The 20,462-nt window shown below is 67.9% G+C and carries 19 protein-coding genes; 7 read left to right on the top strand and 12 right to left on the bottom strand.

Going from position 1 to position 20,462, the window contains the following annotated elements:
• Entirely contained in the window at positions 1 to 639 is a 639-nt protein-coding gene (locus ACSMFO_RS30485) for a TetR/AcrR family transcriptional regulator (RefSeq protein WP_436461398.1), read from the bottom strand.
• A gap of 215 nt (positions 640 to 854) precedes the next feature.
• Here ACSMFO_RS30485 and ACSMFO_RS30480 point away from each other — a divergent pair, with 215 nt between their 5' ends.
• Complete coding sequence (locus tag ACSMFO_RS30480) at positions 855 to 2,069, top strand: cytochrome P450 (protein ID WP_436461397.1); 1,215 nt, start codon at positions 855 to 857, stop codon at positions 2,067 to 2,069.
• Between the two features lie 8 nt (positions 2,070 to 2,077).
• Positions 2,078 to 2,272, top strand: coding sequence for a ferredoxin (locus ACSMFO_RS30475; RefSeq protein ID WP_037332400.1), 195 nt, complete (start codon positions 2,078 to 2,080; stop codon positions 2,270 to 2,272).
• 73 nt (positions 2,273 to 2,345) lie between these two features.
• On the opposite strand, the gene ACSMFO_RS30470 is transcribed toward ACSMFO_RS30475, so the two are convergent.
• Genes ACSMFO_RS30470 through ACSMFO_RS30455 form a run of 4 tightly spaced genes read right to left on the bottom strand, consistent with a single transcriptional unit; the run spans position 2,346 to position 6,430 of the window.
• Positions 2,346 to 3,161 (bottom strand): carbohydrate ABC transporter permease, encoded by an 816-nt coding sequence (locus tag ACSMFO_RS30470; protein ID WP_360125699.1) that lies wholly within the window; start codon positions 3,159 to 3,161, stop codon positions 2,346 to 2,348.
• Positions 3,158 to 4,093 carry a carbohydrate ABC transporter permease gene (locus tag ACSMFO_RS30465; RefSeq protein ID WP_038519394.1) on the bottom strand — a complete coding sequence of 312 codons (936 nt, stop codon included), beginning with the start codon at positions 4,091 to 4,093 and terminating at the stop codon, positions 3,158 to 3,160. Before ACSMFO_RS30465 ends, ACSMFO_RS30470 begins: the two co-directional genes overlap by 4 nt.
• Positions 4,093 to 5,433, bottom strand: coding sequence for an ABC transporter substrate-binding protein (locus ACSMFO_RS30460; RefSeq protein WP_436461396.1), 1,341 nt, complete (start codon positions 5,431 to 5,433; stop codon positions 4,093 to 4,095). Before ACSMFO_RS30460 ends, ACSMFO_RS30465 begins: the two co-directional genes overlap by 1 nt.
• Positions 5,426 to 6,430 carry a zinc-dependent alcohol dehydrogenase family protein gene (locus ACSMFO_RS30455; protein WP_436461395.1) on the bottom strand — a complete coding sequence of 335 codons (1,005 nt, stop codon included), beginning with the start codon at positions 6,428 to 6,430 and terminating at the stop codon, positions 5,426 to 5,428. Before ACSMFO_RS30455 ends, ACSMFO_RS30460 begins: the two co-directional genes overlap by 8 nt.
• Before the next feature lie 127 nt (positions 6,431 to 6,557).
• Here ACSMFO_RS30455 and ACSMFO_RS30450 point away from each other — a divergent pair, with 127 nt between their 5' ends.
• Positions 6,558 to 7,538, top strand: a complete 981-nt coding sequence (locus tag ACSMFO_RS30450; protein WP_436461394.1) for a sugar-binding transcriptional regulator — start codon at positions 6,558 to 6,560, stop codon at positions 7,536 to 7,538.
• A gap of 57 nt (positions 7,539 to 7,595) precedes the next feature.
• Here ACSMFO_RS30450 and ACSMFO_RS30445 read toward each other — a convergent pair whose 3' ends face one another.
• A complete protein-coding gene (locus ACSMFO_RS30445) occupies positions 7,596 to 7,958 on the bottom strand; it encodes a winged helix-turn-helix transcriptional regulator (RefSeq protein ID WP_436461393.1) in 363 nt (120 codons plus the stop codon).
• A 76-nt stretch (positions 7,959 to 8,034) separates the two neighbouring features.
• Between ACSMFO_RS30445 and ACSMFO_RS30440 the strand changes: the two genes are divergently transcribed.
• Positions 8,035 to 8,625: an NADPH-dependent F420 reductase gene (locus ACSMFO_RS30440; protein WP_436461392.1), complete on the top strand. Its 591-nt coding sequence runs from the start codon at positions 8,035 to 8,037 to the stop codon at positions 8,623 to 8,625.
• A 54-nt stretch (positions 8,626 to 8,679) separates the two neighbouring features.
• The gene (locus ACSMFO_RS30435) at positions 8,680 to 9,339 is read left to right on the top strand and encodes a hypothetical protein (protein ID WP_436461391.1); all 660 of its coding nucleotides are present in this window, start codon (positions 8,680 to 8,682) and stop codon (positions 9,337 to 9,339) included.
• On the opposite strand, the gene ACSMFO_RS30430 is transcribed toward ACSMFO_RS30435, so the two are convergent.
• Entirely contained in the window at positions 9,302 to 11,821 is a 2,520-nt protein-coding gene (locus ACSMFO_RS30430; protein WP_436461390.1) for a DEAD/DEAH box helicase, read from the bottom strand. The genes ACSMFO_RS30435 and ACSMFO_RS30430 overlap by 38 nt on opposite strands.
• A gap of 151 nt (positions 11,822 to 11,972) precedes the next feature.
• Here ACSMFO_RS30430 and ACSMFO_RS30425 point away from each other — a divergent pair, with 151 nt between their 5' ends.
• Positions 11,973 to 13,214, top strand: coding sequence for a primosomal protein (locus ACSMFO_RS30425; protein WP_436461389.1), 1,242 nt, complete (start codon positions 11,973 to 11,975; stop codon positions 13,212 to 13,214).
• A gap of 186 nt (positions 13,215 to 13,400) precedes the next feature.
• On the opposite strand, the gene ACSMFO_RS30420 is transcribed toward ACSMFO_RS30425, so the two are convergent.
• Both ACSMFO_RS30420 and ACSMFO_RS30415 read right to left on the bottom strand, forming a co-directional pair.
• Positions 13,401 to 14,606, bottom strand: coding sequence for an MFS transporter (locus ACSMFO_RS30420; protein ID WP_436461388.1), 1,206 nt, complete (start codon positions 14,604 to 14,606; stop codon positions 13,401 to 13,403).
• A 65-nt stretch (positions 14,607 to 14,671) separates the two neighbouring features.
• The gene (locus ACSMFO_RS30415) at positions 14,672 to 15,772 is read right to left on the bottom strand and encodes an adenosine deaminase (protein ID WP_436461387.1); all 1,101 of its coding nucleotides are present in this window, start codon (positions 15,770 to 15,772) and stop codon (positions 14,672 to 14,674) included.
• 209 nt (positions 15,773 to 15,981) lie between these two features.
• Between ACSMFO_RS30415 and ACSMFO_RS30410 the strand changes: the two genes are divergently transcribed.
• A complete protein-coding gene (locus ACSMFO_RS30410) occupies positions 15,982 to 17,070 on the top strand; it encodes a PA containing protein (RefSeq protein ID WP_436461386.1) in 1,089 nt (362 codons plus the stop codon).
• A gap of 476 nt (positions 17,071 to 17,546) precedes the next feature.
• Here the strand turns inward: ACSMFO_RS30410 and ACSMFO_RS30405 are convergent, their stop codons facing one another.
• From ACSMFO_RS30405 to ACSMFO_RS30395, 3 genes are read right to left on the bottom strand one after another with little or no spacing between them, the layout of a single operon-like run.
• On the bottom strand, positions 17,547 to 18,827 hold the full coding sequence (locus tag ACSMFO_RS30405) for a thymidine phosphorylase (protein ID WP_436461385.1): 1,281 nt from the start codon (positions 18,825 to 18,827) through the stop codon (positions 17,547 to 17,549).
• Complete coding sequence (locus tag ACSMFO_RS30400; protein ID WP_016331264.1) at positions 18,824 to 19,213, bottom strand: cytidine deaminase; 390 nt, start codon at positions 19,211 to 19,213, stop codon at positions 18,824 to 18,826. Before ACSMFO_RS30400 ends, ACSMFO_RS30405 begins: the two co-directional genes overlap by 4 nt.
• A 1-nt stretch (position 19,214) precedes the next feature.
• Positions 19,215 to 20,444: an ABC transporter permease gene (locus tag ACSMFO_RS30395; protein WP_436461445.1), complete on the bottom strand. Its 1,230-nt coding sequence runs from the start codon at positions 20,442 to 20,444 to the stop codon at positions 19,215 to 19,217.
• Between the last annotated feature and the right edge of the window lie 18 nt (positions 20,445 to 20,462).

The following is a 20,462-nucleotide window of genomic DNA, read 5'->3' as shown; positions in this document are numbered from 1 at the left end:
TCACGGATCGAGATCGGCCCCGGTCAGCACCCGGCCCGGCAGCGGCTCGTTCGAGTCCACGGCCCGCAACCCGTCGATCATGATCCCGATGCACCGCCTCGTCGCCATCCGCGCGACCTCCTCGCCCTTGCCGGGCATCTGCCGCAGCAGCGTCGCGAACAGGATCGCGACGTCACCGGTGGCGACGTCCGTCCGGAGCCTGCCCTCCGCCTGCGCGCCCCGGACGAACGAGTCCATCACCAGGAGCAACTCGTCACGCAGGGCCTTGATCGCGGGGTCGCTCTTCAGGATCGCCAGCGCCCGCGGCGAGACCATCGCGAGCTGAATGCTCAGCTGGAGTTCCATCGACTGGTGCAGGAGCCGGATCAGCGCTTCCCAGTCCGAGGACTCCTGGTCCTTCGCGGCCTTCGCGTCGCTGAGAACCCGGTCGAAGTTGTCGACGGCGACCGCCCGGATCAGCGCGTCCCGATCCGGGAAGCGCCGGTAAAGGGTGCCGACTCCGACGCCGGCCGAGCGCGCGATCTCCTCCATCGGGACCTCGGCGCCCTGGGCGGCGAAGATGACTCTCGCGGCGGCCAGGATCTGATCCCGGTTCCGGCGCGCGTCGGCACGCAAGCGGGTCTCGGGGTCGGCTGTCATGGTCCTCGCCTCTCGAAGGTCCTTCAGGGCCGTGATTCTCGCACGTAAGGGCGTGCCCTTCACGCCTCCCGCGAAACCACCCCTTCGCGAGTGGACGACCTGTCTCCACTTGAGTACCTTGGGTGCATAAGCGGAATGAAACCATCCGCATACGTTTTGGGGCTCGCTGTCCGATATCGCCCGAACCCACCCGACATTCTGGGGAAGGACAACCGATGACCGACGTCGAGGAAACCACCGCGACCTTGCCGCTGGCGCGTAAATGCCCGTTTTCGCCGCCTCCCGAATACGAGACGCTTCGCGAGGAAAGTCCGATTTCCCGGGTCGGTCTCCCGTCCGGGCAAACGGCGTGGGCACTCACCCGGCTCGAAGACATCCGCGAAATGCTGAGCAGCCCGCATTTCAGCTCCGACCGGCGTAATCCGTCGTTCCCGCTGCTGGTGGCGCGCCCGGTCCGCCCGGAGGACGACTCGTTCCGCCCCTCCCTCATCGGCATGGATCCGCCGGAGCACAGCCAGGCCCGGCGCGACGTCGTCGGCGAATTCACGGTCAAACGCATGAAGGCGTTGCAGCCGCGGATCCAGGAGATCGTCGACGACCATATCGACGCCCTGCTCGCCGGACCCAAACCCGCCGACCTGGTCCAAGCGCTTTCCCTGCCGGTTCCGTCGCTGGTGATCTGCGAACTGCTCGGCGTTCCCTATGCGGACCACGATTTCTTCCAGTCGTGCAGTTCCCGCATGCTCAGCCGGGAGGTCAGCCCCGAAGAGCGGCAGACGGCGTTCGAAGGCCTCCGGAACTATCTCGACGACCTCGTCACCAAGAAGGAAGCGAACGCCACCGAGGACGATCTCCTCGGCCGTCAGATCCTGAAGCAGCGTGAATCGGGCGAAGCCGACCACGGCGAACTCGTCGGTTTGGCGTTCCTGCTGCTCATCGCCGGACACGAGACCACCGCGAACATGATCTCGCTCGGCACGGTGACCCTGCTGGAGAACCCGGATCAGCTGGCGAAGATCAAGGCGGATCCGGACAAGACCCTCGCCGCGATCGAAGAACTCCTGCGGGTGTTCACGATCGCGGAGTCGGCGACCTCGCGCTTCGCCACCGCGGACGTCGAGATCGGCGGCACGCTCATCCGCGCGGGTGAAGGCGTCATCGGCCTGAGCAACGCGGGCAACCACGATCCGGCCGGCTTCGAGAACCCGGACACCTTCGACATCGAGCGCGGCGCGCGGCATCACGTCGCCTTCGGATTCGGTGTGCACCAATGCCTCGGGCAGAACTTGGCGAGGTTGGAACTCCAGATCGTGTTCGATACGTTGTTCCGGCGAGTGCCGGGCATCCGGATCGCCGTACCGGTCGACGAACTGCCGTTCAAGCACGATTCGACGATCTACGGCCTCCACGCCCTGCCGGTCACCTGGTAGGAGGAGCCATGAAGATCATCGCGGACACCGGGAAATGCGTCGGTGCGGGCCAGTGCGTGCTCACCGATCCCGATCTGTTCGACCAGAACGAGGACGACGGGACGGTCCTTCTGCTGAACGCCGAGCCCGAAGGCGAAGAAGCTGAGGAGAACGCCCGCACCGCCGTGCATATTTGTCCTGGGCAGGCCTTGTCGCTCGCGTGAGGCGTGGGGCGTCGTGAGTGGTAAGTGTCGTTAGAACGTCACTTACCACTCACGACCACCTGGACCCAGCGCCTTACTTGACCGCGCCCATCGAAAGGCCGCGCACCAGGTGGTTCTGCGCGATCCAGCCGACGATCATCACCGGCAGCGACGCGAGCAGAGCGGCGGCGGAAAGCTGCGCCCAGTACAGGCCTTCGCTGGTGATGAAGCCGACCAGGAACACCGGCACCGTCCCGGCCCGCGCGGCGGTGAGGTTGACCGAATAGAAGAACTCGGTCCACGAGAAGATCACGCAGATCAGCGCGGTCGCGGCCACCCCGGGCGCGACGACCGGCATGATGATCTTCCGCAGCAGGATCGGCAGCGTCGCCCCGTCGATCCGGCCCGCCTCGATCATCTCGTGCGGCACCTCCAGGAAGAACGACCGCATCATCCAGATGGCCAGCGGCAGGTTCATCGAGGTGTACAGGATGATCAGCGCCCACACGTTGTCCAGCAACTGGGTGTTCTGCGAGATCACGTAAAGCGGGATGATCGCCGCCACGATCGGCAGCATCTTCGTCGACAGGAAGAAGCCGAGCGCGTTGCTCGTCCCCTTCACCGGCGCCAGCGACAGCGCGTACGCCGCCGGGATTCCCAGCAGCAGCACGAAAAGCGTCGACACCACGGTCACGAAGGCCGAGTTCGACAGGTACGGCAGGAAGCCGCGTTCGAGTACGCCAGCGAACTGGTCGAGGGTCGGGGTGAACAGCAGCCGAGGCGGATCGGTGTAGGCGTCGGCCTCCTGTTTGAAGGCCGTGAGGATCATCCACAGCAGCGGGAACACGAACAGGATCGCGATCACCCAGGTCGCGACCGTCAGCGCGCCGGGGCCGAGACGGCTTTTCATTTCGCGCCTCCCTGTACCGAGAACGTGCGGAACATCAGCCGCAGCGCGAAGGTCGCGACGATCATCGTCAGGATCACGACGATCACGCCCATCGCGGACGACTGCCCGATGTCGAATCCTTGGAACGCCCGCTGATAGATGTAGAACGGCAGGTTCGTGCTGGCCGTCCCCGGGCCGCCTTGTGTCATCAGGAAGATCGCGTCGAAGCTGTTCACGATGTAGATCGCGCCCAGCAACGTCGCCAGCTGCAGGAACCGGCTCAGATGCGGCAGCGTGATCGCGGTGAACGTCCGCCAGCGGCCGGCGCCGTCGACCGACGCGGCCTCCAGCACGTCCTTCGGCTGGCTCTGCAGCCCGGCCAGGATCAGCAGCATCATGAACGGCGTCCACTGCCAGACGACCTGCGCCATCACGGCGGCCAGCGGGAATTCCGACAGCCAGTCGACGTCGGTGCCGAAAACGAAGTGCAGCAACCCGTACGTCGGGTCGAACATCGTCGTCTTCCACAGCAGCGCGCCCGCCGCGGGCAGGATGAGGAACGGCGTGATCAGCAGGGTCCGGACCACCCCGCGGCCGAGGAACTTGCGGTCCAGCAAGATCGCCAGCCCCAGCCCCAGCAGCAGCGAGAAGAACACGCACACCACCGTGAGCACGACGGTGTTCAGCAACGCCCCGAGGAACGTCGAGTCGGCGAAGACGTCGATGTAGTTCTGCAGCCCCACGAAATGCCGCGAACCCGGCCGCACCAGGTTCCACGACTGGAACGAATAGAACACCGTCAGCACGAACGGCAACTGCGTCACGGCGACGACGAACAGCAGCGCCGGCAGGAGCGGCAGCCGTCGTTTGAACGGCGTGTCGGTGCCGCGTTTCGGAGCCGCCTTCTTCGCATGGGCGGGCTCTGGGCGAGCAGGAGCGGAGATCGTGGCCATCACTGCACCTCCTGATACGACTTGCCGACGGTCTGCGCGTATTCCTGCGACTGCTTGAGCGCTTCGTCCACGGTGATCTGGCCCGCGATCGCCGCCGAAAGCTGCTGGCTCACCCGCGTGCCGAGATCCTGGAACTCGGGGATACCGACGAACTGGATCCCGGGATAGGGCACCGGATTCGCCATCGCCTTGCGCTGGTCGGCGTCCGCGATGCCGTCCAGCGTCGGCTGCGCGTAGGCCTTGGCGGCCTCGCGGTACTGCGGGATGTCGTAGGTCGATTTCCGCACGCCCGGCGGGACACGGTTCCAGTCGCCGAACTCCTTCGCGACCCGCTGCACGTAGGCCTTGTCGGTCATCCAGGCCATGAACTTGAAGGCGGCGTCCTTGTCCTTGGCGACCTTGGGGATCGCCAAAGCCCAGGTGTAGAGCCAGCCGCTCGCCTGCGTCTTCTCCACCGGCGCCGGGGCGTAGCCGGACTTCCCGACGACCTTGCTGGCCGACGGGTCCTCGTTCGTACCCGCCATGACCGTGGCGTCGTACCACATCGCGGCCTGGCCCTGGGTGTACCGCGTGCCGCATTCGGAGAAGCCCGCGCTCGACGCGCCGACCTCGCCGTGGTTCCGCACGAGGTTCACGTAGAACTCGGCGGCCGCCTTGAACTCGGGACTGGCCAGCTTCGCGTTCCAGTCCTTGTCGAACCATTGTGCGCCGAAGGTGTTGGCGACCGTGGTGAACGGCGCGAGGCTCTCACCCCAGCCGGGCTTGCCGCGCAGGCAGATCCCCGCGATGCCCTTGGCCTTGTCGTCCAGTTTCGCGGCGTACTCGGCGATCTGGGTCCACGTCGGCTTGGCGGGCATGGTGATCCCGGCCTGTTCGAACAGATCCTTCCGGTAGGCCAGGAACGACGACTCGCCGTAGAACGGCACCGCGTACATGGACCCGTTGTGCGACAGGGATTCCTTGATACTCGGGATGAAGTCGTCCGCGTCGTAGGAAGGATTCGCCGCGATATGCGGGCCGAGGTCTTCGAGCCAGCCGTTCGCGGCCCATTGCGGCGCCTCGTAGTTGCTGATCATGACGACGTCGAATTCGCCGCCCTCGGTGGCCGTCGACGCGGTGATCTTCGCGCGTGCCTGGTTCTCCGGCAGCGACACGAATTTGAGGCTGACGCCGGGATTCGCCTTCTCGAACTCGCCGGAAAGCTCGATGGCGTCCTTCATCTGCGGGTTCGCGACGATCGCGACGACGAGCGTCCGGTCACCGGTGCCGAGCGCGCCCGCACCGGCGCATCCGGTGAGGGTCAGCAGGAGTACCGCGAGCAGAGCGGCCGCTTTACGCACTTTCGCCTCCCGGTACGACCTGCACCTTCAAGCCGGCGCCGCTGCGCATGAGGGCGAGGGCGTCGGGGTACCGCTCCAGCGGAAGGGTGTCGGTGAGCAGCGCGGCGGTGTCGACGGCGCCGTCGGCGACCAGGTCGAGCGCGGCACCGAAGCTGTTCATGACGGCCATCGAGCCGACGACGGTGATCTCGTCGTTGTAGATCCGGAACGGTGAAAGCGCGACGCGGGCTTCGGCGGGCGCGACCCCGAAGACCAGCAGACGGCCTCCGCGTTGAAGCGAATCGAAAGCGGCTTCGATGGCGGGTGCGGCGCCGGTGCAGTCCGCGGCGGCGTCGAACTTCTCGTCGTCCAGGTCCTTCACGTCACCCGCGACCGCGGCCGCGCCGAGGTCCATGGCCCGGCCGAGGCGGGAGGTGTTGCGGTCGACCACCGTGACGTGGGCGCCCGCGCGCTGCAGCAACTGCTGCATGATCAGCCCCATCGTGCCCGCGCCGACGACGAGGAACCGCTCCCCCGCCTCGACCCCGATCCGGCGCACGCCGTGCACCGCGCAGGAGACCGGCTCGACGAGGGCGCCCTGTTCCCAGGTCATCGTGTCCGGCATGCGGTAGCAGTTCGCGGAGGGAACGGCGACGTACTCGGCGAAAGCGCCGTCGACGGTGTCGCCGGTCGCGTTCCAGTTCTCGCAGAGGTTGCCGCGGCCGGACCGGCAAGGTTTGCAGTAGCCGCAGAACAGCGACGGGTCGACGGCCACCCGGTCGCCGATCTTCCAGCCACCCGGCACGTCCGCGCCGAGTTCGACGATCTCGCCGGCGAATTCGTGGCCGGGGACGATCGGATAGGGCGTCGGCGGGAAATGCCCGTCGGCGATGTGGAGGTCGGTCCCGCAGATCCCGCAGGCACCCACCTTGACGACGACCTGGCGATCCCCCGGTTTCGGGTCGGGTACCTCGCCGACCCTGATCTCCCCGGGCTTGTCCACGATCGCGGCACGCATGCCAGCTCCTCTTCTCCGCTCAAATGAGCAGGCAGGGCTTATGCTTCGGACTGCATGTCCAGGCATGGTGAACTTTTCCCTGGTGTTACGTCAACCTTTCGGTAGGATTTCGCGTTATAGTGCTCATATGAGCGCGAAGAAACAGGGTCCAGGCCTGGTGGAGTCACTACGCCTGGCCGCGGTGGCCCGGCGCTTCTACGAACAGGGCGCCTCGAAACTCGAGATCGCCGAAGAGTTCGGGATCAGCCGGTTCAAGGTCGCGCGAATGCTGGACACGGCCAGGGAAAGCGGCATCGTCAAGGTCGGGTTCCACCTGCCCGCACCGGTCGATCTCGTGCTGTCCGAGGAGATCCGCGCCGCGTACCGGCTGGACCGGGTGCTGGTGCTCGAACGAGCGCCGGAACCGGAATCCCGCGAGGTGGCCCGGCGCAAGATCGGCACGCTCGCCGCCCGGCTCCTGGCCGAAATCGTCACTCCAGGCGACGTCCTCGGCCTTTCTTGGGCACGTTCGGTGAACGCGATGACCGACGCGATCGAGTCGCTGCCGAAATGCCCGATCGTGCAACTGTGCGGCGTGCAGGCGGGGATGGACATGCGCGACCGGTCGGTGGAGACGGTCAGCCGGGTCGCCTCCGTCTCGGGCGGCGCGCCGTACCCGATCTTCGGCCCGCTCGTCCTCCCCGACCGCCGCACCACCGAAACGCTGCGCAGGCAGCCGGGTATCGCGGAGACCTTCGGGCAGTTCAAGAACCTGACCAAGGCCGTCGTCAGCATCGGCGCGTGGAAACCCGAAGAGTCGACGGTGTACGACGCGCTCGACGAGGCCGAACGGAGCGCGATCGCGAAACGCGGCGCCAAGGCCGAGGTCTCGGCCCGCCTGTTCGACGCCGACGGCAACCCGATGTCCACCGGCTTGGCCCACCACGTGCTGGCCATCAGCGCCGAGGAACTCCTCGCCGTCCCCGAGGTGATCGCGCTGGGCTACACGGAACCGAAGGCCGAAGCGATAGACGCCGTCCTGCGCTCCGGCATGGTCTCGACCCTGATCACCGACGCCGCCGCGGCCGTCCCGCTACTCCGGCTGGCCGAGGCCCGCCCACTCCCCTGACCCCGTGTCGTCCGCCCAATCACGCATGATCGCCCCTCAATCACGCGAGATCGGCGTTCAATCACGCGAGATCGCCAAACCGGCCGCCTCGTCCTGCGCCGCCATGACCTCGTCGCCGTACCGGAACGCCCACTCCCCGAAGGCCTCGATGGGCGCCAGCAACGTGGTCCCGAGTTCCGTCAGCGAGTACTCGACCTTGGCCGTCCGCCCGCAGTCACGCCGGTGGACGAGACCGTTGGACTCCAGCCGCCGGACCGTCTCCGTGAGCACCTTCGTGCTGATCCCGCCCAGCCGTCGCCGCAGCTCGGCCGGGCGCTGCGGGCCTTCACGCAGGGCCCACAGCACGACCGGGTTCCACGTGTTCGCCATCAGGTCGAAGGCCAGCCGGGCACGGCAATCGGCGAGGAAGACGTCGTTCATCGGACCTCCGGTAACCATTCGGTACCCGCGCGGCTTTCTACGGTCGGTGTCGTCACTCGATCTTAGGGAGCAGCACATGCGTATCGGTATTTTCGGGGCGGGCGGGATGGCGGCGGCGCTCGGCGGCCAGTGGTCCGGGCACGACGTGATGGTCGCGGCGCGCGATCAGGCGAAGGCCGCCAAGATCTCCGCGCGGGTCGGAACGTGGGCGGAGACCGCCCGCGCGAGCGACGTGATCCTGCTCGCCCTTCCCGCCGCGTCGGTGCTGGAAGTCCTTGCCGCGGCGGGGAATCTCGACGGCAAGGTGCTGATCGACTGCACGAACGCCGTCGGTCCAGGCGCCGTGCTCACGGTCCCGGACCAGGCCGCCCGGATCGCCGCCGCCGCACCCGGCGCGCACGTGGTCAAGGCGTTCAACCTCTGTGAGGTGGACGTCTGGCGGATGACTCCCCCGGTGTTCGGCGGCCGCCCGCTCGCGGTGCCGCTCTGCGGTGCGCCGGAGGCCGTCGAAGTGGTGAGCTCGCTGGTCCGCGACCTCGGCTGCACGCCGCTGAACGCCGGCGGGCTCGACCGGGCGGGCCTCATGGAGGCGACCATGGCGTTCATGGTCGGTCTCTGGTTCGACGGCCACGACGCCCAGGCCTGTTTCCCACCCCTTCCGGCCTGATTTCAGGGTCGTCCCCGATGCGCCGGGCCGGGCGGTCACGCGAATCTGTGCGCCATGCGGACGAAGACCTGGCGGCAGCTGACCGTGTGGCTGCACGTCGTCACCTCGGTGGGCTGGATGGGGCAGGCCTTGGCCCTGTTCACCCTCCTGGCGATCGGCCGGACGAGCGCGGACGGCGAGATCCGCGTCGCGGCGACGTCGATGGCGCACGAGATCGACTCGTTCCTGCTGGCGCCGCTGGCGAACGCGTCGGCCTTCACCGGGTTCATGCTCGCCGCGGCGACGGCGTGGGGGTTCACCCGGCACTGGTGGGTGCTGGCGAAGTTCGCGATCACGCTCGTCCAGCTCTACGCCGGGATCTTCCTGCTGTCGGGCGCTTTGCGGGATTCCGTCGACGCCGCCAGGGCCGGTGATCCGCCGCCGGTGGCGCTGGTCGCCGGGACCGCGCTGATGGCGAGCGCGTTGGCTTTCCAGGCCTGGCTTTCCGTGGCGAAACCGTGGGGCAAGGTCCGTTCCGGCGCGAAACTTCCGACCGCGCCGACGTGGGTGTTCGTCGCCGCGGTCCTCGCGCCGCTCACCGATATCACGGTGGGCCTGCTCCTCGGCTATCCGCTGCCGGCGCTTTCGCTGGTGGTGCTGATCGTCCAGCTGGTCCGGCGCCGGCGGCTGCTGCTCGTTACCCGGCCGACAGTCCCAGCTGGTCCACCGCCGTGATCCGGATGACCGCCGAGCCCGCCTCGTCCGAAGCGGCCAGATCGACCTCGGCGCTGATGCCCCAGTCGTGATCGCCCGCCGGATCGTCGAAGATCTGCCGCACCCGCCAGATCCCCGTCTCCTGCTCGATGATCAGCAACTTCGGCCCACGTGCGTCCGGCCCGATGCCCAGCGTTTCGTGCTCGTCGTAGTAGTCCTCGATGGCGTCTTCCCACGCGTCCGCGTCCCAGCCCGACGCGGCGTCCAGCTCGCCGAGCGTGTCGTAGGCGCGCCGCGAAGCCAGCTCCACCCGCCGGAACAGCTCGTTGCGCACGAGCACCCGGAACGCCCGCTCGTTACGCGTGACCGCGGGCGGCTCGGACGGCGGCCTCGTCGAAACCGGGCCCTCCTCTTCGGGATGCCGCAAGGCCTCCCACTCGTCCAGGAGGCTGGAGTCGACCTGGCGCACGAGTTCGCCGAGCCATTCGATGAGGTCCTGCAATCCCTCGTTCTTGGCCTCGTCGGGCACCGTGTGCCGCAGGGAGTCGTAGGTGTCGGTGAGATACCGCAGCACCAGCCCTTCCGAGCGGGCGAGCTGGTAGAAACCGATGTACTCCACGAAGTTCATCGCGCGCTCGTACATGTCGCGCACGACGGACTTCGGCTTGAGCTCGTAGTCCTCGACCCACGGATGCCCTTGCCGGTAGCGGGAATACGCCGCCTCCAGCAGTCCCTCCAGCGGCTTCGGGTACGTGACGTTTTCGAGCAGCTCCATCCGCTCGTCGTACTCGATGCCTTCGGCCTTCATCGCCTGCACGGCCTCACCGCGCGCCTTGAACTGCTGCTGCGACAGCACCGGACGCGGATTGTCCACAGTGGATTCCACAATGGACACCACGTCGAGCGGATAGGACGGCGACTCGACGTCGAGGAGTTCGATCGCGGCGAGCGCGAACGGCGAAAGCGGCTGGTTCAGCGCGAAATCGAACTGCAGGTCCACGGTCAGCCGGACGATGCGGCCCTGCTCGTCGGGTTCATCGAGCCGTTCCACGACACCGGCCGCGAGCAGCGCGCGGTAGATCGCGATCGCGCGCAGGATCAGTTTCCGCTGGGCGGGACGGTCGGAGTGGTTGTCCTCCAGCAGATGCCGCATCGAGTCGAACGCGTTGCCCGGCCGGGAGATCACGTTCAGCAGCATCGAGTGGCTGACGTGGAAGCTCGACGTCAGCGGCTCCGGCTCGGCCGCGATCAGCCGGTCGAAGGTGCTCTCCGTCCAGTTGACGAACCCTTCGGGCGCCTTCTTGCGGACGATCTTCTTTTTCTTCTTGGGATCGTCGCCCGCCTTCTCCAGCGCCTTGGCGTTTTCGACGACGTGGTCCGGCGCCTGCACGACGACGTAGCCGTCGGTGTCGTATCCGGCGCGGCCCGCGCGGCCGGCGATCTGATGGAACTCGCGCGCCTTGAGATGCCGTTGCCGCACACCGTCGTACTTCGTCAGCGCTGAAAAGACCACCGTGCGGATTGGTACGTTGATGCCGACGCCGAGCGTGTCGGTCCCGCAGATCACCTTCAGCAGCCCCGCCTGCGCGAGCTGCTCGACGAGGCGCCGGTACTTCGGCAGCATGCCGGCGTGGTGCACGCCGATACCGTGCCGGACCAGCCGCGACAGCGTCTTCCCGAACCCGGCCGAGAAGCGGAAATCGCCGAGCATGTCGGCGATGGCCTCCTTCTCCGCCTTCGAAGTGACGTTGATGCTCATCAGCGTCTGCGCGCGTTCGATCGCCGCGGCCTGCGAGAAGTGCACGACGTAGACCGGCGACTGCCCGCCGTTGAGCAGCTCGGACATCGTCTCGTGCAACGGCGTCAGCGCGTAACGGAAGGTCAGCGGCACCGGCCGCTGCGCCGAGGTGACCACCGCGGTCGGACGGCCGGTCCGGCGGGTGAGATCTTTTTCGAAGAACGAGACGTCGCCCAGCGTGGCCGACATCAGCACGAACTGCGCGTTCGGCAGTTCCAGCAGCGGCACCTGCCAGGCCCAGCCGCGATCCGGCTCCGAATAGAAGTGGAACTCGTCCGCGACGACCTGGCCGACCGGCGCGTCGGCACCGAAGCGCAACGCCATGTTCGCCAGGATTTCCGCCGTGCAGCAGATGATCGGCGCGTCGGCGTTGACCGCCGAGTCGCCGGTCATCATGCCGACGTTGTCCGCGCCGAAGATCTCGATGAGCTGGAAGAACTTCTCCGAGACGAGCGCCTTGATGGGTGCCGTGTAGTAGCTGCGGCGGCCGTGTGCGAGCGCGGTGAAGTGCGCCCCGACGGCGACGAGGCTCTTACCCGAGCCCGTCGGCGTCGACAGGATCAGGTTCGCGCCGGAGACCACCTCGATGATGGCCTCTTCCTGCGCGGGGTACAGCTCCAACCCGCGCTCGGCCGTCCAGGTGGAGAAGGCTTCGAACAGCGAGTCGGGGTCGGGATCCGCAGGCAGGAGGTCTGTAAGTGTCATCAGAGGACCTATCGTGCCATCCGTTGGTCGCTTCTTGCCCAGGGGTGATCGCGCCCATCGGCGGAAACCCGTAGGCTTCGCGGTACCGCGCACCTTCCGGGCACCATCACCCGGCCGCGCACACAGGCGGTAATCCGAGAGGGCTAAAGGAATGGCACAGGACATCATCCCGATCGAACTCGGCCTGCCACAGGGTGACGTCGTCACCCTCTGGGCGCCGCGCTGGCGGGAAGACGGCGAGGAATGGGAAGCCTTCCTCGGCGACGAGGAAGACCTGTACGCCTTCCCGGACGCCGCGCATCTCGCCGCCTTCGTGCGGACCTCCGAGCAGCACGACCTGCTCGACCACCCCGCGTGGGAGGTCGTCCCGGCGCTGAACGTGCCCGAGCTCATCCCGGACGACGACCACACCTACGACCTGGTGGGCGTCCCCGAGCTGGTGGCCGAGAAGCCGGACCAGTGGACGCTCGGCGAGCTGGCCGAGATCATCGGCATCGTGCGTTCGCTCGCGGACGTGTGCGAGCTGGACGAGGTCCACGAAGTCCTCGACGCGCACGAGAGCTTCTCGCTGCTGGACCAGGGCACGCTGCCCTTCTCCGGCCGCGACGGCGAGCGCCTCTGGGCGGACCTGTCGCAGGCGGTCTCCGAGAAGTGGGACACCGTCCTCGACGCGATCGACGGCCTGGTGACCGTCCCCGACGTCGACGAGAAGGTGCTGGAGCAGACGGCGGAGGAGCTCGCGACCTTCCTCGCGGAGTCCGCCGAGGCCGAAGCGGCCGCCGTCGACGCGGATCTCGTGGACGAGGACGACGAAGACGAGGAAGACGACGAGCCCGTCGGCTTCTGGGGCGAGGTCGGCATCGACCCGATCAAGATCATCACCTCCGGCGCCGAGTACTACACGCTGCGCTGCTACCTCGACGACAAGCCGATCTTCCTCGGGAGCGAAGGCGAGATCGACGTCTTCACCTCCGAGAAGGCCCTCATCCGCGCGATCGCGGACGGCAAGGAGCTGGCGGGCAACGACCTCGCCCAAGTGTCCACTTGGGACGAGGTGACCACGAAGGCCACCGCGGGCGAGCTCGAGATCGAGGTCGACATCGAGAACACCTACGTGCTCAACGGGATCGCCGACGACATCGCCGAAGGCCCGGAGTCGATCGACCCGACCCAGCTGGAGCTGGCCGTCGAGCTGATCACCGACGCCGCCGAGTGGGCCGAAGACGACAGCGTCGAAACCGCGCTGGCCGCCAACGAAAGCCTCGGCTGGCTGGTGTCGTTCGTGCTGCGGCCGGACCCGTCGCGTCTGGAACCGAGCGCTCCGTTCGACGCCGAGCAGTCCGAGTGGCGCAAGCTCGTCGAGACCTTCGAGAACCGGCTCACGGTGTTGTAGCTCGCGCGCTGACGAAAAGCGCGCCGAAGGGGGCGTCGTTCCCGATCAACGTCACGTTGATCGGGAAGGCGCCCCTTCATCGCGTTTTCGTGGGCCTTCGGCCCGAAAGAGGGCGCGCGAGGTGAAGTCTCTCGTCGCGCTGGCGCGCTTCCGAGAGACGGTCTGCCGGTCACCTTGAAGGGCCCCTCAGGTTCGTCCTGAGGGGCCCTTTTCGTCTTTGACGGGCACCAGGGCCACGGCCAGTGCGGGGAAGATCGCGGCCACGCAGAACGCCAGCGCGTACCGCGAATCGCCGATGACCAGGCCCAGCATCGGAGGGGTCAGGGCGGCGGCGATGTTCTGGCCGGTGTTCTGCGTACCCATCGCCCGCCCCGCCCAGGCGAGCCCGGCCATCTCCGCCGACGCGGTGAACCCGAGCCCGTTGTCGGACACGGTGATCACCGCGGCCAGGACGAGCGCCAGCAGCACCAGCCACGGCCACGTCGCGTCCCCGAGCGCGACCAGCAGCATCACCGCGCCGCTCGCGATCGCCAGCTGCCGCATCGGCCGCAGCCTGCTCCCGACGCGGTCGGACCAGTAGCCCGACACCAGCCTGCCCAACGCGCCGAGGACCTGGACGGCGCCGACGAACCAGCCCGCGGACGCCGCCGTCCAGTCGTGCATGGTCACCAGGTACACGGGGGTGAACGCGGAGACCGTGAACTGCGGGACGACGAGCAGCGCGCTCGCGCCGTGGACCCGCCACAACGCCGGCCTCCGGTACGGCGACGGCGGTTTCTCCCCCGCCGTCCCGGATTCCGGACGCGGCGGGTCGATCAGGAGCCAGGCGACCAGGAGCGCGACGCCGATCGCGGTCAGCGCGGGCAGCAGGAGCGAGACCTGGAAACCCCAGCGGTCCGCGAGCGGCGGGAGGCCGAAGGCGGCGACGCCCACCCCGAGCGGCTGGGCCATCTGGCGGATGCCCATCGCGAAGCCGCGTTCGGCCGGGCCGAACCAGCCCAGGACGGCCCGGCCGCTCGCGGCGTTCACTGACGCGGTGCTCGCGCCGGCGAGCAAGAACACCCCAAAGAGGATCCCGAGCGAGTGGTCACCGACGGCCGCGTACACGAGGAGTAACCCCGAGACGCCGAGCCCGATGGCCATTACCAAACGCTCTCCGTAACGGTCCGCGGCCGCGCCCCACAGGATCAAGGTGAACAGCAGGCCAAGACTCGGCGCCGCGACCACGGTTCCCGCTTCGGCGAGCGTGAGACCCTCCGCACGCTGCATCGACGGCACCAGGAACGGGAGCCCGTAGAGGAACGAGCAGCTCGCGGTCTGCGCGGCGAGGCCGAGCGCGAGGATGAGCCAGCGTCGTTTGCCGCCGATCCCCACGTCCACGACCTGCGCCATCTTCGCCACCGTTCCACTATTTGAGATTGAACTCCTACATAGTGAACGATAGTTGCCACTGCTAACTAACGCAAGGCCGCGTACCCGGGCTTGATGACCGTGTTGATGATGTCGAGCCGCTGGTCGAAATCGAGGAAGGCGGATTTCATCGCATTGATCGTGAACCACTCGAGATCGGCCGGCCCGAAGCCGAACGCCTCGCTCAGGGCCGCGAATTCGCTGGTCATCGAGCAGCCGCTCATCAGCCGGTTGTCGGTGTTGACGGTGACCCGGAACCGCAGCCTGGCGAGCAGGCCGATGGGATGCTCGCCGATCGAGCGCGCCGCTCCCGTCTGGACATTGGACGTGGGGCAGATCTCGAGCGGGATCCGCCGGTCGCGGACGTAGGCGGCCAACCGTCCCAAATGGACCGTGCCGTCACTGTCGGTCTTGATGTCGTCGACGATGCGCACGCCGTGGCCCAGCCGCTCCGCGCCGCAATGCTGAATCGCCTCCCAAATGGACGCGAGCCCGAACGCCTCCCCGGCATGAATGGTGAAATGCGCATTATTCGTCCGCAGAAACTCGAATGCGTCGAGATTTCTGGTAGGCGGGAATCCGTCTTCCGGTCCGGCGATGTCGAACCCGACCACGCCGGCGTCGCGGTAGCGGACGGCCAGCCCGGCGATCTCCAGCGCCCTGGCGTGCTGGCGCATCGCGCAGAGCAACGTCCCGACACGAATCCGGCCGCCGTCGGCCGCCACTCTCCGTTCACCTTCGGCGAACCCGGCCTGAACGGCCTCGACCACCGCATCGAGTGACAGTCCGCGTTCGACGAAGAGTTCGGGGGCATAACGCACCTCGGCGTAGACGACGCCGTCCGCCGCGAGGTCTTCCACCGCCTCGGCGGCCACTCTGACCAGCGCTTCCTCGGTCTGCATGACGCCGCAGGTATGCGCGAACGTCTCAAGGTACGAGACGAGCGAGCCGGAATCGGCGGCGTCGCGGAACCAGCGGCCGAGTTCCACGGGATCGGTGGCCGGCAAGGCCTCGTAGCCGGTCTGTTCGGCGAGTTCGGCGACGGTGGCGGGACGCAATCCGCCGTCCAGGTGGTCGTGGAGGAGAACCTTGGGAGCGCGGGCCAGTACCGCCTCCGGGATGCGGGATCTGCTGCTTTCAGAGGACATACGTAACGGTAACCAGCCTGTCATTCCCCTACATGGCTGTAAGTCTCATGCTTGACTTAACCCTCGGCTTTGTGGATCACCGGCTGAATCGGCCATCAGGGCAGAGCTCGGCATTGTCCGATACCCGGGGGCCATACGCAGAGCAATTTCGCAATGGATAAGCTTCACGTCACGTCCCTCCCATTTCCCCGCCCACGAAGGACACCGCAGTGACCACTGACAACCACATTGCAGCCCCGTCCTTCGACCGGATGCGCAACATGCTGGTGCGCGCGGCCGAAGTGCGTGAGAGCGAACAGCAGCAGATCTTCGACGCGCTCGACGACATCTACGCACGTCTGGCCCCCGTCGACTCGCTCGGCGCGGTGCGCAAGCGGCTCTCCGAGATGCCCGACCGCACCGAGACCAGCGTGCTCGCCGAGCGGCTCGACGAGACCATGTCGCGGCTCGAAGCGCAGGACACCGCGATCGCCGCGCTGACCCGCGCCGTCGAAAGCATCGTCGACAAGCTGGCCAAGCCGTTCGCTCAGCTCGACGGCCGCCTCGACGGCATGGCCGCGCGTCTGGAAGGCGTCGGGGGCCGGATGGACGGGCTCGAGGACAAACTCCAGAACATCCACCGCCGTCTCGACGAGCTCGGCGCGCACCTCGACAAGCAGGACGTGAAGACCGACGCGCTGCCGCAGTCGGTGATCGGGCCGGTGCGCGAGCGCGTCGAGCAGGCCGAGTCCACCCTGCGGGACCGCGTCGACACCGTCGACCGCGAGCTGCGCACCCGCGTCGAGAACCTCGACAAGGCCACCAAGGAAAGCCTCACCGCGAACACCGAGGCGCTGAAGACCGCGCTGACCGAGACCGGCGAGATGATCGACGCTTCGGAGCGCCTCGACGGCCTCGGCGACCGGCTCGAGAAGGTCACCTCGCGGCTCGACGACCTGGCGGAGCGGCTCGACAAGGTCGAGGACGGCTTCACCGGGCGCCTCGGCGACCTCGATGGCTCGATCCGCTCCGGTCTGTCGAAGGTCGAGAGCACGCTGCAGAAGCAGCCGGACACCGACTCGGTCGACTCGCTGGTGCGCAAGAGCAACGACGAGTCCGTGCGCCGCATCGGCGGCCAGCTGGACGAGGCCATGGCGACCTTCGCGGAGCTGATGCTCGGCGGCGGCCCGGCCGTGCAGCAGATCTCCCCGCCGCCGCCCGCCCCGCGTCAGCCGCGCCGCAGCTCGCGCAACGGCCGGGCGCCCAAGGCAGCCGACGCCAAGGCGAAGGCCGACGGCGGCGACGAGACCTCGGACTGACGCCCTCTCTTAACGCGTGAAGGCCCCCTTCCCACGGCTCAGCCGAGGGAAGGGGGCCTTCACGCTTCTACGGCCACGACCTGCGTTTAGCGGGCTAAACGCGATCCGGCGGTCGCGCGTTTCGTCCTCTAAATGCGGTGCACGTCCCGGGGCCCGGCGTCGGCCGGGCCGGGCCCGATGTCCCCAATGTGACATTGGAGGCGCTCAGCGTCCCCAACGCCACATTGGGGACACCCGCCCCGCGCCGACCTGCGTTTCGCGGGCTAATCGCGATCCGGCGGCCCCCGCGTTTCGTCCTCTGGATGCGGTAGTTGCACGCGCAAGTACCGCATCCAGAGGACGAAACGCGGGGCGCAGGGCGCCGACAGATCGCGAAGGCCCCCTTTAGGACGTTCAACGTCTCAAAGGGGGCCTTCAGGACACAGGGGCCGCGAGCAGGGCGACCATCGGATCGCGTTTAGCCCGCGAAACGCAGGTCAGGGGCGCACGGTTTCCAGGACGAGCGGAGCGGAGGCCGGAGCCTCCGAGGAGACGGCGTAGGCGTCTTCGAGCGCAGCGAGAGCCGAAGGAACAGCCTCCGGCGTATCGGTGTGCAGCTCCAGCAGCGGCTGCCCGGTCGCGACCTTGTCGCCCGGCTTCGCCAGGCATAGGACGCCGGCCGCGGCCTGCACCGGGTCCTCCTTGCGCGCCCGCCCGGCCCCGAGCCGCCAAGCGGCGACCCCGACCGCGTACGCGTCCAGAGACGCCAGGACACCATCGGCGGGCGCCGGAACCACGTGCACATAACGAGGCCGCGGCAAAGCAGCCTCCGGATCCCCGCCCTGAGCGGCGATCATCCGGCACCACGTCTCGTAAGCCCGGCCCGAAGCCAACACCGCCGCCGGGTCCACATCGGACAACCCGGCCAGCGCCAGCATCTCCCGCGCCAACGCCACGGTCAGCTCGACGACGTCGGAAGGACCGCCGCCGCGCAGTACCTCGACCGACTCCGCGACCTCGATCGCGTTGCCGACGGCGTGCCCCAACGGCACGTTCATGTCCGTGATCAGCGCCGTCGTCGCGACGCCGTGCGCGGTCCCGATCTCCACCAGCGTCCGCGCGAGTTCGCGGGCCTGCGGAAGCGTCTTCATGAACGCGCCCGAACCCGTCTTCACGTCGAGCACCAGCCCGGCCGAGCCCTCGGCGATCTTCTTGCTCATGATCGAGCTCGCGATCAGCGGGATCGACTCCACCGTCGACGTCACGTCGCGCAGCGCGTACAGCTTCTTGTCCGCGGGCGCCAACCCTTCAGTGGCCGCGCAGACCACCGCGCCGACCTCGTCGAGCTGCCGGATGATCTCCGATGTCGACAAAGAGGCACGCCAGCCCGGAATCGACTCCAGTTTGTCCAGCGTCCCGCCGGTGTGCCCGAGCCCGCGCCCGGACAGCTGCGGCACGGCCGCGCCACAGGCCGCGACGAGCGGCGCCAGCGGCAGCGTGATCTTGTCGCCGACCCCGCCGGTCGAGTGCTTGTCGATCGTCGGACGGCTGACCTTCAGATCCAGCCGCTCCCCCGACGAGATCATCGCGCCGGTCCAGCGCGCGATCTCGCCGGAGTCCATCCCCCGCAGGAAGATGGCCATCGCGAGCGCGGCCATCTGTTCCTCGGCGATGTCGCCGCGCGTGTACGCGTCGATCGTCCAGTCGATCTGCTCGTCGGACAGCCGTCCGCCGTCCCGCTTCGCGCGGATGACGTCGACGGCGGCGAAAGCGCTCACGGCAGGTCGTCCGGGCCGAAGGCGTCCGGCAGCACCGCCGACATCGGCAGGATGCCGCTCGGGGTGTCCACCAGGCAGTCGGAACCACCGTGCTCGAACAGGATCTGGCGGCAGCGCCCGCACGGCATCAGCAGCGCGCCTTCACCGCTGCGGCACGCGACGGCGACGAGCTTGCCGCCACCGGTCAGCCGCAGCTGCCCCGCCATCGTGCATTCCGCGCACATGCCCAAGCCGTACGAAGCGTTCTCGACGTTGCAGCCGACGACGATCCGGCCGTCGTCCACCACGGCCGCGACACCGACGTGCAGGCCCGAGTACGGCGCGTACGCCGACTTCGCCGCCTCGATGGCCTGAGCCCGCAAGGCTTCCCAGTCGTACTCCGCCATGTCAGTCCTCACCTCGTCGGTACAGCGCGCCGTCGGCCTTCGGCGGCCGCAGCCGCTGCGAAGCCACCGCCAGCACGATCAGCGTCACGAAGTGCGCCGTGTACGGGATGAGGTCGCTGGGCAGGTCGTCGTTGGTCCAGTAGATCGCGTACAGCAGGCCGGCGCCGACGACACCGAGTCCGGCGGCGATCCACTGACGCCGGAACAACTGCACCGCCACGATCACGGCCAGGAGGATCACCGCGCCGTACAGCAGCGCGAGCACCGCGGTGCCGCCGCCGGCGAGCTGGAGACCGTCCGCGTAGCCGAACAGTGCCGCGCCGCCGAGCAGGCCGCCCGGCCGCCAGTTGCCGAAGATCATCGCCGCGAGGCCGATGTACCCGCGGTTGTTGGTCTGGTTCTCCAGGTAGTCCGCGCCACCCGCGAGCAGCACCAGCGACGCGCCACCCATTCCGGCGAGCCCGCCGGAGATGATCATCGCGACGTACTTGTGCAGGTAGACGTTGACGCCGAGGGATTCCGCCGCCACCGGGTTCTCACCACAGGACCGCAGCCGCAGGCCGAACCGCGTGCGCCACAGCACGAAGTAGCTGATCGGCACCAGCGCGATCGCGATCATCGTCAGCGGCGCGACCTCGGTGATCAGGCCGTTGAGGATGCCGGCGAGGTCGGAGATGAAGACGCGCTGCATCTTTTCCAGATCCGACAACCAGTCCGAGAGGAACGTCGCCGAGTACGTGTCGAACTTCGGCACCGGCGGCGACTGGCGCGGGTTACCCGAAAGCGGGGTGAACACCAGGTTCGCCAGGTACTTCGCGACACCGAGACCCAGCAGGTTGATCGCCACACCGGAGACGATGTGGTTGACGTTGAAGGTCACCGTCGCGACGGCGTGCAGCAGACCGCCGAGCGCGCCGAACACGACCGCCGAGATCAGCCCGGCCCAGACCCCGCCGTGGTACGCGCCCCACGCGGCACCCCAGGTGCCGAGGATCATCATGCCTTCGAGGCCGATGTTGATCACGCCCGCGCGTTCGGCCCAGAGACCGCCGAGCGCGCACAGCAGGATCGGCAGCGCCAGCCGCAACGCGGTGTGCGCGGTGTTGGTGGAGGTCAGCGTGTTGACGCCGGTGGCGTACGACGCGATCGCGAGCACACCGACCGCCAGCAGACCCCAGATGGCGCCTTTGAGCCAGCCCGGGATACGCCGCTTCGGCGGCTTCACCGGCATGGTGGTCCCGCCCGTGTT

Origin of the sequence: Amycolatopsis sp. w19 (genome assembly GCF_051373225.1) — a bacterium.
GTDB lineage: Bacteria > Actinomycetota > Actinomycetes > Mycobacteriales > Pseudonocardiaceae > Amycolatopsis > Amycolatopsis japonica.
Note: the sequence above shows the minus strand (reverse complement) of the source record. Positions and strands in the feature narration are given on the sequence as shown.

Coding starts and splice junctions, on each gene's coding strand:
- ACSMFO_RS30435 (WP_436461391.1), top strand. CDS start 8,680: ATGCGGACGAAGACCTGGCGGCAGCTGACCGTGTGGCTGCACGTCGTC.
- ACSMFO_RS30400 (WP_016331264.1), bottom strand. CDS start 19,213: ATGGCGGAGTACGACTGGGAAGCCTTGCGGGCTCAGGCCATCGAGGCG.
- ACSMFO_RS30445 (WP_436461393.1), bottom strand. CDS start 7,958: ATGAACGACGTCTTCCTCGCCGATTGCCGTGCCCGGCTGGCCTTCGAC.
- ACSMFO_RS30395 (WP_436461445.1), bottom strand. CDS start 20,444: ATGCCGGTGAAGCCGCCGAAGCGGCGTATCCCGGGCTGGCTCAAAGGC.
- ACSMFO_RS30420 (WP_436461388.1), bottom strand. CDS start 14,606: ATGGCGCAGGTCGTGGACGTGGGGATCGGCGGCAAACGACGCTGGCTC.
- ACSMFO_RS30440 (WP_436461392.1), top strand. CDS start 8,035: ATGCGTATCGGTATTTTCGGGGCGGGCGGGATGGCGGCGGCGCTCGGC.
- ACSMFO_RS30455 (WP_436461395.1), bottom strand. CDS start 6,430: ATGCGTGCCGCGATCGTGGACAAGCCCGGGGAGATCAGGGTCGGCGAG.
- ACSMFO_RS30470 (WP_360125699.1), bottom strand. CDS start 3,161: ATGAAAAGCCGTCTCGGCCCCGGCGCGCTGACGGTCGCGACCTGGGTG.
- ACSMFO_RS30415 (WP_436461387.1), bottom strand. CDS start 15,772: ATGTCCTCTGAAAGCAGCAGATCCCGCATCCCGGAGGCGGTACTGGCC.
- ACSMFO_RS30450 (WP_436461394.1), top strand. CDS start 6,558: ATGAGCGCGAAGAAACAGGGTCCAGGCCTGGTGGAGTCACTACGCCTG.
- ACSMFO_RS30430 (WP_436461390.1), bottom strand. CDS start 11,821: ATGACACTTACAGACCTCCTGCCTGCGGATCCCGACCCCGACTCGCTG.
- ACSMFO_RS30485 (WP_436461398.1), bottom strand. CDS start 639: ATGACAGCCGACCCCGAGACCCGCTTGCGTGCCGACGCGCGCCGGAAC.
- ACSMFO_RS30465 (WP_038519394.1), bottom strand. CDS start 4,093: ATGGCCACGATCTCCGCTCCTGCTCGCCCAGAGCCCGCCCATGCGAAG.
- ACSMFO_RS30475 (WP_037332400.1), top strand. CDS start 2,078: ATGAAGATCATCGCGGACACCGGGAAATGCGTCGGTGCGGGCCAGTGC.
- ACSMFO_RS30480 (WP_436461397.1), top strand. CDS start 855: ATGACCGACGTCGAGGAAACCACCGCGACCTTGCCGCTGGCGCGTAAA.
- ACSMFO_RS30425 (WP_436461389.1), top strand. CDS start 11,973: ATGGCACAGGACATCATCCCGATCGAACTCGGCCTGCCACAGGGTGAC.